General features: G+C 69.4%; 9 protein-coding genes. 2 read left to right on the forward strand and 7 right to left on the reverse strand.

Translation table 11 applies throughout. The features are described from left to right. Window positions 1-12 precede the first annotated feature (12 nt). Together IG08_RS0140660 and IG08_RS0140665 are read left to right on the forward strand one after the other, a co-directional pair. On the forward strand, window positions 13-1,515 hold the full coding sequence (locus IG08_RS0140660) for an acyl-CoA synthetase (protein WP_030615270.1): 1,503 nt from the start codon (window positions 13-15) through the stop codon (window positions 1,513-1,515). 33 nt (window positions 1,516-1,548) lie between these two features. Then, window positions 1,549-2,004, forward strand: a complete 456-nt coding sequence (locus IG08_RS0140665) for a MaoC family dehydratase (protein ID WP_030615273.1) — start codon at window positions 1,549-1,551, stop codon at window positions 2,002-2,004. Window positions 2,005-2,121: 117 nt separating this feature from the next. Here IG08_RS0140665 and IG08_RS0140670 read toward each other — a convergent pair whose 3' ends face one another. The 7 genes from IG08_RS0140670 to IG08_RS0140700 are packed head-to-tail and all read right to left on the reverse strand — an operon-like array spanning window position 2,122 to window position 12,549. Next, a complete protein-coding gene (locus IG08_RS0140670; protein ID WP_030615276.1) occupies window positions 2,122-2,967 on the reverse strand; it encodes a hypothetical protein in 846 nt (281 codons plus the stop codon). After that, complete coding sequence (locus IG08_RS0140675) at window positions 2,967-4,640, reverse strand: PHP domain-containing protein (RefSeq protein ID WP_030615279.1); 1,674 nt, start codon at window positions 4,638-4,640, stop codon at window positions 2,967-2,969. Before IG08_RS0140675 ends, IG08_RS0140670 begins: the two co-directional genes overlap by 1 nt. A 27-nt stretch (window positions 4,641-4,667) precedes the next feature. Next, window positions 4,668-6,506, reverse strand: coding sequence for a LamG-like jellyroll fold domain-containing protein (locus IG08_RS0140680; RefSeq protein WP_030615283.1), 1,839 nt, complete (start codon window positions 6,504-6,506; stop codon window positions 4,668-4,670). 36 nt (window positions 6,507-6,542) lie between these two features. Continuing rightward, a complete protein-coding gene (locus IG08_RS0140685) occupies window positions 6,543-9,464 on the reverse strand; it encodes a glycoside hydrolase family 2 TIM barrel-domain containing protein (protein WP_030615288.1) in 2,922 nt (973 codons plus the stop codon). Then, a complete protein-coding gene (locus IG08_RS0140690) occupies window positions 9,461-10,300 on the reverse strand; it encodes a carbohydrate ABC transporter permease (RefSeq protein ID WP_030615291.1) in 840 nt (279 codons plus the stop codon). Before IG08_RS0140690 ends, IG08_RS0140685 begins: the two co-directional genes overlap by 4 nt. Before the next feature lie 12 nt (window positions 10,301-10,312). Next, entirely contained in the window at window positions 10,313-11,263 is a 951-nt protein-coding gene (locus tag IG08_RS0140695; protein ID WP_030615294.1) for a carbohydrate ABC transporter permease, read from the reverse strand. Then, window positions 11,263-12,549: an ABC transporter substrate-binding protein gene (locus tag IG08_RS0140700; RefSeq protein ID WP_030615297.1), complete on the reverse strand. Its 1,287-nt coding sequence runs from the start codon at window positions 12,547-12,549 to the stop codon at window positions 11,263-11,265. The genes IG08_RS0140695 and IG08_RS0140700 overlap by 1 nt, the downstream gene beginning before the upstream one ends. Between the last annotated feature and the right edge of the window lie 32 nt (window positions 12,550-12,581).

Genomic DNA, 12,581 nt, shown 5'->3' on the forward strand with positions numbered 1-12,581 from the left:
GGGGCGTAGAAGATGCGCAACGAGGGACTGGGGTCGTGGCCCGCACGCCGGGCCCGCAAGACCCCGCACCGCACCGCCCTGGTCCACGGCGAGCAGTCGACCGACTACGGCACCCTGCACACCCGCACCACCCGCCTCGCCCACGCCCTGCGCGCCCGGGGCATCCGGCGCGGCGACCGCATCGCCTACCTCGGCCCGAACCACCCCTCCTACCTGGAGACACTGTTCGCGGCGGGCGTCCTCGGCGCGGTCTTCGTCCCGCTCAACACCCGGCTCGCCGGGCCCGAGGTCGCGTACCAGCTGGCCGACTCCGGCGCCAAGGCGCTCGTCTACGGCCCGTCGTTCCAGGGGCTGGTCGCGGGGCTGCCGGGCAGCACCGACGTCCGTACGTACGTCGAGGTCGGCGCCGAGTACGAGGAGGCGCTGGCGCAGGCCGGGACCGACCCCATCGACGAGCCGGTCGCTCCCGACGACACCTGCATCATCATGTACACCTCGGGCACGACGGGCCGCCCCAAGGGCGCGATGCTCACCCACGGCAACCTGACCTGGAACGCGATCAACGTCCTCGTCGACACCGACCTGATCGCCGACGAACGCGCCCTGGTATCCGCCCCGTTGTTCCACACGGCAGGGCTGAACATGCTCACCCTGCCGGTCCTGCTCAAGGGCGGCACCTGCGTCCTGGTCGAGGCCTTCGACCCGAGCGCGACCTTCGACCTGATCGAACGGCACCGGATCACCTTCATGTTCGGGGTGCCGACGATGTTCGAGCAGGTGGCCCGGCATCCGCGCTGGGCCGACGCGGACCTGTCCTCGCTGCGCATCCTCACCTGCGGCGGCTCCCCGGTGTCGACACCGCTGATCGCCGCCTACCAGGAGCGGGGCCTCACCTTCCTCCAGGGCTACGGCATGACGGAGGCGTCCCCCGGCACGCTGTTCCTGGACGCGGAACACGCGGTCAGCAAGGCGGGCTCGGCGGGCGTGCCGCACTTCTTCAGCGACGTACGTGTCGTACGGCCGGACTTCGCGCCGGTCGACATCGGCGAGACCGGCGAGGTCGTGGTCCGTGGGCCGCACGTCATGCCCGGCTACTGGGGACTGCCCGAGGAGACGGCCGCCTCCTTCGCCGACGGCTGGTTCCGCAGCGGGGACGCGGCCCGCGTCGACGAGGACGGGTACGTCCACATCGTCGACCGCATCAAGGACATGATCATCTCCGGGGGCGAGAACATCTACCCCGCCGAGATCGAGGACCTGCTCCTCGGCCACCCGGACATCGTCGAGTGCGCGGTCATCGGCGTGCCCGACGACAAGTGGGGCGAGGTGCCGCGCGCGGTCGTCGTGCCCCGCGAGGGGGCCTCGCTGGACCCCGACGAGGTGCTGGCCTCCCTGTCCGGACAGCTCGCCAAGTACAAGATCCCCAAGTCGGTGGTGGTCGCGGACGAACTCCCGCGCACCGCCTCCGGAAAGCTCCTCAAGGCCCGGGTGCGCAAGCGCTTCGGAAGCCACTGACGTCCTTTGACTCCCTTAAGGAAAAGGTTACTCATGAGCATCACCGTCAACGGCCTCGACGAACTGAAGAAGCTCGCGGGCAGCGACCTCGGCACCAGTGAGTGGATCGAGATCACGCAGGAGCGCATCAACACCTTCGCCGACGCGACCGGCGACCACCAGTGGATCCACGTGGACCCCGAGAAGGCCGCGGAAGGCCCCTTCGGCGCCCCGATAGCCCACGGTTACCTGACGCTCTCCCTCTTCATCCCGCTGTTCACCGAGCTGCTGGACGTCCAGGGCGTCACGACGAAGGTCAACTACGGCCTGAACAAGGTGCGTTTCCCCTCCCCGGTGAAGGTCGGCTCGCGCATCCGACTGGTCGGGAAGCTCGCCGATGTCGAGGAGGTGCCGGGCGGCGTGCAGATCACCGTCGACGGCACGATCGAGATCGAGGGCGCCCCGAAGCCGGCGGCGGTGCTGCAGAGTCTGTCGCGGTTCTACGCGTAAGCGCTCCGCTGGAGGTGCCGCGATGTGCCGTCGTTCGTCTGCGGCTGCATCGTGGCTGGTCGCACCCCGCGGCGGAGCCGCATATCGATGCAGCCCCGCGCCCCTTTGGGGCGCTGCCTAGCCCTGCCGGTACGAGTACACCGCCGTCGACAGCGCGCACGCTCCGGGCGGGATCATCTCCGCCCGGAGCGTTCCACTGTTGACGTCGTAGTCGACACCCTCCGACTCGAAGGTGCCGTCCGTGCAGATGCTGCGCTGCGGCAGCGCGAACAGGCTCTTCACCGCCCCGGTGATCGGCTGACCGTCCAACTTGTGGGGCAGGTCGACCTGGAGGAGCGGCCGGATCTCCGGGAACAGCGTGCCGGTCGCGTCGTTCGAGGCGCACACCAGCCGGGTGTCGGTGACGAAGTCGCAGCCCTGGATGTCGCGCACCGGCTTGTCCAGGGTGATCTGCCAGGCCTCCTTCAGGGCCCCGCCGGCCGGGGGCGTGGACGGGTTCAACAACGGCGCGGGAAAGACCTGGAGCCTGGTCTGGTCGCCCCACTCGCCCGACACCAGCCACTGCCCGTCGGGCGAGACGGCGGCGAAGGAGTTGTTCACCTTCTCGCCCGGGTTGAGCTGATGGACGTACTCGTACCGCTTCCCGGCCGGCGTGGTGACCGCGAACATCTTCGACGTGCCCGTGTCGGCGCCCTGGTAGGCGTCGAACACGTACCCGCGCGCGATGTCCGGGTCACCGACGTGGTTCCAGCCCTTGAGCCTGAGATCCAGCGGGATGTCGGTGAGACCTCGGTACAGCAGCGAACCGTTAGCCCGGCTGGCGAGCCCCTGCCCGCCGCCGAGCGTGTCGGTGTACGCCGTATCGGTCTCCACCCAGTGCGGTTCGCCGGACGCGAAGGCGCTCGGAGCGCTCAGCGTCAGGGCCGCCGATAAGGACGCGAGAGCAACAAGCTGACGCTTCATCAGGCACCTGCCACGTCGACGAACACGGGGTTCGAATAGAACCACGTATCCGCCCACGGGTCACCGTTTCCGGGCTCGTGCGCGATCGGCCCGTTCGGGTCGACCGAGGCGCCGAGGTAGCCCGCACCATGACGGTTGCCGTCGCTGCCGCGCAGCCGGACGTAGAAGGACTCGTCCCCGGCGGTCAGCGGGATGCGCAGGGTGTACGTCCCCTTCCGGCCGGACACGTCCTTCGTCTGTACGACCTTGGTGTCGGGCGCCTTCCAGGTGTCCCGGTCGGTCACCGGACCGCGCACCGCGCCCCGGATCACGTCGACGTGCGCCAACTCCGGGAGGATTCCCTGGGCGTTGGGCCGGGATGCCGTCGTCACGGTGACCTCCAGGGTGAGCTTGTCGCCCTTGCGGACCCGCAGCCGGCCGCCCAGGGTGACACCGCGGCTGTAGTCGCGCTCGCGCTTCAGCCGCACGTCCAGCCCGTCGAGCAGGTGCCCGTGGTCCAGCCAGACACGGCCCGCGCGCAGGCCCGCCATCACCGCGCGGTAGCCGTAGCGGGTGACGCCGACGTGGGTGCGGCTGAACTCGCCGGGCCAGAAGTCGCTGCCCGCCTGCGGGGTGTCGGTGTTCACCGGGTCGGGCAGCCGGCCGGTGTTGTCGAAGTTCTGCCCGGCGGCCCAGTCGCCGTTCTTCCAGGTGTCGAAGACGGTCCGGTGGTTGTCGGAGTTGGTGGTGATCGAGAACAGCCGGCCCTCGGCCAGCATCGAGTCCCACAGGCCGCCGACGGTCGCGGTCGCCCAGTCGAAGCCGCCGTACGTCAGATACGCGTCCGCCGGATAGCCCGACCAGGACTGCGCCGACGGCTTGTTCTCGTACTCGCCGCGGATCGAGGTCGTGCCGCGCCAGCCGGGGATTGCCGCGCCCTGGGCGCCGGGCGCGCCCTCCATGCCGATCATGATCTCGGGGGCCGCGTCCCGCCAGCCCCGCATCTCGTGCGGGGAGTCGATGCCGAGGCGCAGCGGGTGGTTGGCGAGGACGAGGACGTCGTCGACGTAGCCGGTGCGGCGCTGCTCGGCGAGCCACTGGATGGCCTTGACGGCGTGCGCCTCGTTGCGGGCGGTGTCGGTCGCGCCCGCGGAGCCCTCGGTGTAGCCCAGGAGCTTGCCGTCGTAGGCGAGCTCGAACTGCGTGAGCAGGTCGACCTCGTGGGGGCCGGGGGCGGCGAACACCGTGCAGTGCTCGGCGGCCGGGATGTACCACTCCAGGCCCTGGAAGATCAGCTGACGCGGGTTCTCGGCGCGCGCCTTGAGGATCTCCTTGTGCTCCATCGCGGCGCCGTAGTAGGCGTGCCCGAAGTTGGAGTGCTCGTTGAACACCATCCAGTCCAGGCCGTACTTGGCGGCCGCCTGGGCCTGCTGGGAGAACGTGTACTTCGCGTCGTGGCTGTAGACGGAGTGCACGTGGTGGTCGCCGACGAGGTAGGCGAGGCGCGGGTCGTCGCCGCCGAAGCCGGTGTTCTCGGTGGCGGCGAACGCGGGCGCCGCGGCCGACCCGAGGGCGAACGCGGCGCCGAACAGCCCTGCGCGGCGCATGAGTTGGCGACGAGAGACGCCCTGGGCGTCGAGCTCGGCGGGGGAGACGGACGGGTCGGCCCAGACGGGCAGCTGCTGCTCGGTCATGATCTTTTCAAGTCCTCTTGGAGGGCGTCAGTGGGTCATGAACGACGTGACAGGCAGCGCCCGTCCGACAATGCGGACGTCGCCGAGACGGCCGTAGAGGATCTGGTCGATCTTCCCGCCGTACTCGTAGCCGCCCAGCAGCCACGGCAGCCCGACGGAGGTGATCCCGATGGCGGCGGCCGTCGGGTTGCGGACGACCGGGCAGCCCTGGACATACAGCGTCGTGTGCTTGCCGTCGTTGACGATCGCGAGGTGCCACCAGGTCTCCAGCGGGGTCTCCTGGCCCCAGTTGGTGGCGATGCCCTCCTGGTTGAGCGGGCGCATGGCCCACTGCGGTTCGCGGTCGTTCGACAGGGAGAGGGTGGCGAGCGGCTCGTCGGGGTCGTCGCCGGTCTTGCCGGCGGCCCCACCCGTGCCGGTACGGCTGACGATGCCGGACCAGGCGTTGTGGTCGGGGTCCCAGTCGGCGGGGAGACGGTAGAAGGCCTCGATGGTGTAACCGGCCTTGAACTTCGCCGAGTTGAGAGGCGCACCGTCGATCGTGCGCAGGTACGCGCCCTTCAGCGGGGACTTGTAGCCCTGGAACTCCAGGCTGCCGTGGCCGGGTTGGTCGGGGTGGTGGTCGGACGACCAGGTCAGCTTGCCGTCGCCGACCGTGACGACGGTGAGGTCGTTGCCCCGTCCGGAGAGGTCACGGATGGTGCCGGACACGGCCGAGTCGAAGCGCCAGTACGCCGCCGTGCCCGGGATCACGACCTTCGAAGCGGGCCGCGCGGCGCGGGCGGGCACCGGATCGAAGCCGGCGAAACGCTCCTCGAAATCGATCGGCACCGAGAACCGGTCGGCGTCGCCGCTGAGTTCGATCTCCTGCCGCTCCAGCTCGTTGAGCCCCTTCGCGGCCCGGCCCAGGATCCAGGGGGAGACCGTTTCCACGTCGATCACGCCGCGGTCGAGGTCGAAGCGGTACAGGCGGATCATGGCGGCGCCGCCGAAGTACCGGTTCTGATAGTTCGTCAGGTGCAGGTGTACGTCGTTGCCCGCCGCGTTCTTGCGCGTTGCCCGACCCGCGGGCCAGTAGTGCCCGTTGAGCGTGAGGAAGATCTGGTCGTGGTCCTCGATCAACTGGTCCCACAGCTGCTGCCCGTACGTCGACAGGGTGTCGTCCTCGACGACCAGCTCGTGGGTGGTGAGGACGACGGGCGTGGTCGGATGCGCGGCCAGGACCTCCTTCGCCCAGGCGTACCCCTTCGCGGACAGCCGCCAGTCCAGCGCGAGCACCATCCACTCCCGGCCGGCGGCCTTGAAGAGGTGGAAGGTGTTGTAGCCGTCCGGGGAGGCCCCGCCGAAGGACGACTTGCCCTTGAACCGGTCCGGTCCGAAGGCGTCCAGGTACGTCGTCGCACCGCGCTGGTCGTCCGTCGACGACTTCACGTCGTGGTTGCCGGCCAGGACGCTGTAGCCGACGCCCCGCCGGTCCAGCAGCTTGAACGCCTCGCCGATCGCGGCGAATTCGGCCGCCGCGCCGTTCTGGGTGAGGTCGCCGAGGTGCGACAGGAAGACGATGTTCTCTGCGGTGTCGTCGCCCCCTTCCAGCAGATAGCGCAGGGACGCCTCGACCGGTGCCTTGTCGATGCTCGGCCCGTCGAAGAGGTACTGCGTGTCGGGCATCACCGCGAGCGTGAAGCGGCGGCTGTAGGCGTCGGGCCGCCATCCGCTCGTGCTCGCGGGGGCCGCCTCGGCGACGGCCGGCAATGCGACCCCGGCGGTGGCGGCGGCGCCGAGGAGCGCGGTGGCCCTGAGGAAACTGCGTCGTCCGGCACCGGCCTGCGCGGCCTCGCCCTGATGGTGGTCATGCGAAGTACACACGTGTGCTCCGTGAGAGGTGGTGAAGCCGGGAGAAACTCAGAGAACGCGCAGGGTCCAGCTCCAGCGGTGGACACCCGGGGGGATGCGGTACTCGGGGAAGGTGTCGGGGCCGCACGACGCCGTGCCCAGCCCCCGGTGTGCCGCGTCGATGTGCACCACGCACCCGGCGCGCGGCACCAGTTCGTCGTGGTGGGAGGCGGCCGTCAGGTCCTCGGCGCGATGCCGGGTGACCGAGACCTGGCGCGGCTCGTCCACCGCGACCGCGAGGCCCGTGGCGTCCGGCGCCGACAGCGTGAACCGCCGTACGCCGTGCCGGCCGCCGCTCTCCTGCGGACGAAGATAAGGGGTGAACAACGCGTCGACCGGCAGGGAGTGGTGGCCGACGGGCGCGCCCGCGCCGCGGTCGGGATACGACTCCCAGGGCCCCTGCCCGAACCACTCCAGCAGGTCCAGGCCCGGCACCGTCTCGAATACGGACCCGACCCGGGCCACGTCGTCGAACGCCTCCGGCAGCTCGGCCTCCTCGTCGATCCGGACGCCGCCCTCGACCGCGGTGAGCACCTGCCGGTGCCGCACGACCCCGGCCGTGCCGGCGTACTCGGCGACCACGCTCACGCCGGCGCCGTCCTGCCGTACCGACACCACCTTGCGGACGAGCTCGTCGAGCCCCCAGGCCCGCCAGCGCAGCGCCATGCCGCCCAGCTCGTCGTTGTCGGTGGGCGCCCGCCACAGGGACAGCGTCGGGGCGGCGGTGAGCAGCGGATGGACGAGCAGGCCCTCGCCGTCGACCTCGACGGGCCGGTCCACGGGAGCGGCCTGAAGGGCGGCGGGCTCCCGCAGCCGGACCTGCGGCACACACACCTCGGTGCCGCGCGGCGCCCACGGCAGGTCCTCGGCCGTCGTCACCCGCAGGGTCAGCCAGGCCTCGCCGCCGTCCCGTGGCACCTCGAAGGGCAGCGGCACGGCCGCCGTCTCGCCGGGCCGCAGGTCGGGCAGTTCGGCGGGCGCGGTCAGCGTACGGCCGTCGGCCAGGGACAGCTCCCATACGCCGGTCAGCCAGTCCAGGCCGCGGAAGTGCTGGTGGTTGCCGAGGACGACGCCCTCGTGCTTGAAGCACTCGATCCGCAGCGGCGCCGCGATCTCCCGGTGCTCGAACATCGCGGGTTTCGGGGTGCGGTCAGGAAAGACCACCCCGTCGGCGATGAACGCGCCGTCGTGGATGGTCTCGCCGAAGTCGCCGCCGTACGCCCAGCGGTGGCCGGGCGCGGCGACACCGTTGTCGTAGAGCCCGGCGCCCCCACGCCCGACCGGTCTGCCGTCGTTCACACGCTGGAGAATGCCGTGGTCCCAGAACTCCCAGATGAACCCGCCCTGAAGACCTGGCGTTGACTCGATGGCGGCCCAATGGTCCGCGAGCGTGCCGTTGCTGTTGCCCATGGCGTGGGAGTACTCGCACTGGATGAGCGGCTTGGTCTGCCTCCCGGACAGGGCGTGCGCGACGCAGTCCTCCAGCGGTGCGTACATGGGGCAGGCGATGTCGGAGGCGAGCTCCGGGTCCGCCCAGTCGAGCTTGGCCGCGCCCTCGTACTGGATCGGCCGGGTCGGGTCGTGCCGGCGCACCCAGCCCGCGGCGGCGTCGTGGTTGGCGCCGTAGTCGGACTCGTTGCCCAGCGACCAGACGATGATCGAGGGGTGGTTCTTGTCCCGCAGCACCATCCGCGAGACCCGGTCCACGAAGGCGTTCAGATAGCGCGGGTCGTCGGCGATCTCGTGGGCGTGGTCGTGGGACTCGATGTCCGCCTCGTCGACGACGTAGAAGCCGAGCTCGTCGGCGAGGTCGTAGAGGGCCGGGTCGTTCGGGTAGTGGGAGGTGCGGATCGCGTTGAAGCCGAAGCGCTTCAGCAGGACGAGATCCGCGCGCATGTCCTCGTACGACACCGTCCGCCCCGTCAGCGGATGGAAGTCGTGCCGGTTCACGCCCCGGATGAACACGCGCTCGCCGTTGACCAGCAGGCCCCGGCCGATGATCTCGACGTCCCGGAAGCCGACGCGGTGGTGCGAGGTGTCGGCGACGGTGCCGTCGGCGCGGTGCAGCCGTACGGTCAGGCCGTACAGCTCGGGCGTCTCGGCGTTCCAGGTGCGGACGTCGGGGACGGTGGCGAGGATGCGGGCCTCGCCGAGGAAGTCGGAGACGCGGTCGTCCTCGGCGTTGGCCCGGTCGAACTCCCTGTCCTGGCTGAGGAGTTGACCCTCCAGTTCGCCGCTGACATACCACCCTTCGGGCAGCGCACCGCCAGCGTTCCGCACCCGGCAGTCGACCCGCAGCTCCCCGCTGAAGGCCGCCCGCACGGTCACGTCCGCGAGATGGAGGGGATCCGTGGCGTACAGCAGCACCGAGCGCGTCACGCCCCCGTGCCACCACTGGTCCTGGTCCTCGATGTGCGAGGCGTCCGACCACTTCACCACGGTCAGTCGTACGGTGGCCCGCTCGCCGGGACGCACCACATCCGTGAGATCGAACTCGGCGGCCAGGTGCGAGTCCTTGGAGATGCCGACGGGCCGCCCGTCCACGTGCACCAGCAGCACGCTCTCGGCGGCCCCGATCTGGAGCACGATCCGGCGTCCGGCCCAGTCCCCGGGCACGTCCACGTCACGCTCGTACACGCCCGTCGGGTTGGCGGCGGGCGAGGCGGGCGGGAAGTCCGGGAAGGGCATGCGGACGTTGGTGTACTGCGGGAGGTCGTCCGTGCCCTGCATGGTCCAGACACCCGGCACGTACGCCGCCGACCACACACCGCCGACCGGCGCGTCCGGGCCGGGCAGCAACTGGAAACGCCAGTCGCCGTCCAGGGAATCGGCTCCGGAGCGCCGGTCGACGGCGTTCATGGGCAGCCGCCCCCAGGAGGTCACCTCGGGTGACTCCCAGGGGCGCAGGGCGAGCAGTGGATCGCTCGTCATCCGCGGACGGCTCCCTTCGCGAGGTCGCCGATGATCTGCTTGGCGCCGACCGCGAACACGATCAGCAGCGGGATGAGGGCGAGCAGGGCGCCGGTCATCACGATGCCGTAGTCGGTGGTGCCATGGGTGCCGTTGAGCTGGGACAGCGCGACCTGGAGCGTCACGTTGTTCGGGTTGGTGAGGGAGATGAGGGGCCAGGCGAAGTCGTTCCACTGGCCCATGAAGGTGAAGATGCCGAGGAAGGCGAGGCCGGGGCGGACCACCGGCAGCGCCACGTGCCAGTACTGGCGCAGGAAGTTCGCCCCGTCGAGCTTGGAGGCGTCGAGCAGCTCGTCGTGGATGGCGGTCTTCATGTACTGGCGCATCCAGAAGATGCCGAAGGCGTTGGCCGCGGCCGGCACGATCAGCGCGGTCATCGAGCCGATCCAGCCGATCTTCGCCATGAGGACGAACTGCGGGATGACCGACAGCTGCGCCGGGACCATGAAGATGACCATGAGCAGCCCGAACAGCAGGCCCTTGCCGGGGAACTCGAACTTGGCGAAGACGAAGGCCGCGAGCGAGTCGAAGAGCAGGACCAGGAAGGTCACCGACGTCGCGACCAGCAGCGAGTTCCACATCGACCCGAAGAAGTCGATGGCGTCGAAGAGATTGCGGACGTTCTCCAGGAAGTGTGTGCCCGGCAGCAGCTTCGGCGGGTAGGAGAAGATCTCCGTCGAGCTGTGCGTCGACATGACCACGGCCCAGTAGAACGGGAAGGCCGAGATCAGTGTGCCGATGATCAGCGGGAGGTGCAGCGCGATCCCTCTGCGGCGGGACCCCTTGATGGATGCCATGGTGCGCCCTTCCTAGTCGCCCCGGCGCTGCACGAGGCGCCAGTTGATGATCGAGAAGAGGACGACGACGAGGAAGATGCCCCACGCCACCGCGGCTCCGTACCCGAAGTCGTTGTTGTCGAAGGTCTGCTGGAAGAAGTAGAGGACCATCGTCTGGCCCGAGTGGCCCGGACCGCCCGCGAACGTCGAGTCGTTGGACGAGGTCTGGAGCAGGACCTGTGGTTCGGAGAAGCTCTGCAGGCCCGTGACCGTCGAGACGACGAGCACGAACAGCAGCGTGGGCCGCAGCAGCGGCAGCGTGATCCGGAAGAAGGTCTGAATGGGGCCGGCGCCGTCCATGCGCGCCGCCTCGTACAGGTCGCTCGGGATGGTCTGGAGCCCGGCGAGGAAGATGATGGCGTTGTAGCCGGTCCACTGCCAGGTCATCAGCGCCGCGATGGTGACCTTGATGCCCCACGGCGTGTTCAGCCAGGCCACCTGGTCGATCCCCACCGCGTTGAGGACGGCGTTCACCATGCCCGCGTTGGTGGAGAAGATCGAGCCGAAGACGATCGCGATCGCGACGACCGAGGTGACGTTCGGCAGGAAGTACGCGACGCGGTACAGGCCCTTGAACCGGACCGCGGAGTTGAGCATCACGGCCGTGACCATCGCCAGGAAGATCATGGGGAAGGTGGCCAGCGCCCAGATGATGATCGTGTTGCCGATCGAGTTCCAGAAGTCGCTGTCGCTCAGCAGGTACTGGTACTGCGAGAGCCCGGCCCACTCCATCGAGCCGAGTCCGTCCCAGCGGTGGAAGGACAGGTAGAGCGAGAAGCCGACCGGGAACAGGCCGAAGCCGAGGAAGATCAGGTAGAAGGGGGAGATGGCGGCGTAGAGGTGCCAGTACTTGCGCAGGCCCTTCTTCGGCCGGACCGGGGAGGGCTGCGCCACAGCGGGCGGGGTCTGCTCGATGACGGCCATCAGTAGCTCACCCCCAGGTGCTTCGCGATGCGACGGCACTTGCTCATGGCGTCACTCCAGGCCTTCTTCGGGTCCTTGCCGAGGACGCCGACGTTCTTGATCTCGTCCTTGATGGGCTGCGAGAGCGCGATGTCGTACGGGCTGTTGTAGGCGACCACGATCTTCTGCGCGGCGGGCCCGAAGATGTCGGTCGTGACCTGGCCGCCGAAGAAGGGGTCGGGCTCCTGCATCTGCTTCAGGCCGTAGGAGGCGGGCGTGGAGGGGAAGAGGCCCGCGTCGATATAACCCTGCGCCTGGTTGGTCGCGTTGAGCATCCAGGCGATGATCTCGAAGGCCTGCTCGGGCTCCCGGCACGCCTTGGTGATCGACAGGAACGAGCCGCCGCTGTTGGAGGGCCGCACGGGCATCTGCGCCACCCGCCACTTGCCCTTGGTCTTCGGCACGCCGTTCTTGATGTCGAAGCTGGCCCAGGAGGCGTTGAGCTGGCTCGGCAGCTTGCCGTCCTGGATGGCCGACAGCTGGTCCGGGGTGCCGCTGACCAGGTCGGAGACGATCTTCCGCTGCTTGGCCTCCACGGCCAGCGCCCAGGCCCGGCGCACGTGTTCCTGGTCGCCGATGAAGTGGCGGTCCTTGTCGACGTACCGCTTCGCGCCCTGCTCGACGACGTTCCCGAAGACGGAGGTGATGTCGGTGAGCAGCTTGGCCTCCGGGACACGCTTGCCCAACTGCACACCCGCGTCGAAGAACTTCTCCCAGGTGTTGAGTTCGTTGGTCACGTCGTCGGGCTCGTACGGCAGCCCGGCCTTGCGGAAGACCTCGTACTGGTAGTAGTGCGCGACCGGGCCGCAGTCGATCGGGAAGCCGACCATCGTGCCGTCGTCGGCGATGCCCTGGTCCCACTTCCAGGACAGGTACTGGCTCTTGTACTTCTCCGCGCCCAGCGTCCGCAGGTCGATGAACTGGTCCGCGTTCGGCAGGTAGGCGGCCATGTCCTCGCCCTTGAGCCCCGCGATGTCGGGGATGTGGGCCCGGCCGGTGATGGTGGTGATGAGCTTGGAGCGGTACTGGCCGCCGATCTGGATGGCCTCCAGGTCCACGGAACTGTCGTAGCGGGCCTTGGCGTTCTTCACGACGGTGTCGCTCAGGCCGCCGCTCCAGTACCACAGGACCATGTTCCGGCCGGTCGAGCCGGTCGGAACGGCACAGCCGGATGCCAGGCCGCCCAGCGTCGTGGCGGCCGTACCGGCCAGGCCCGCGCGCAGCAGGCCTCTTCGTGAGAGCCGCACAGCTCCCACCGCCTTTCGGATCTTTTCGGGTC

Origin of the sequence: Streptomyces fulvoviolaceus, assembly GCF_000718165.1 — a bacterium.
Classification (GTDB): domain Bacteria; phylum Actinomycetota; class Actinomycetes; order Streptomycetales; family Streptomycetaceae; genus Streptomyces; species Streptomyces fulvoviolaceus.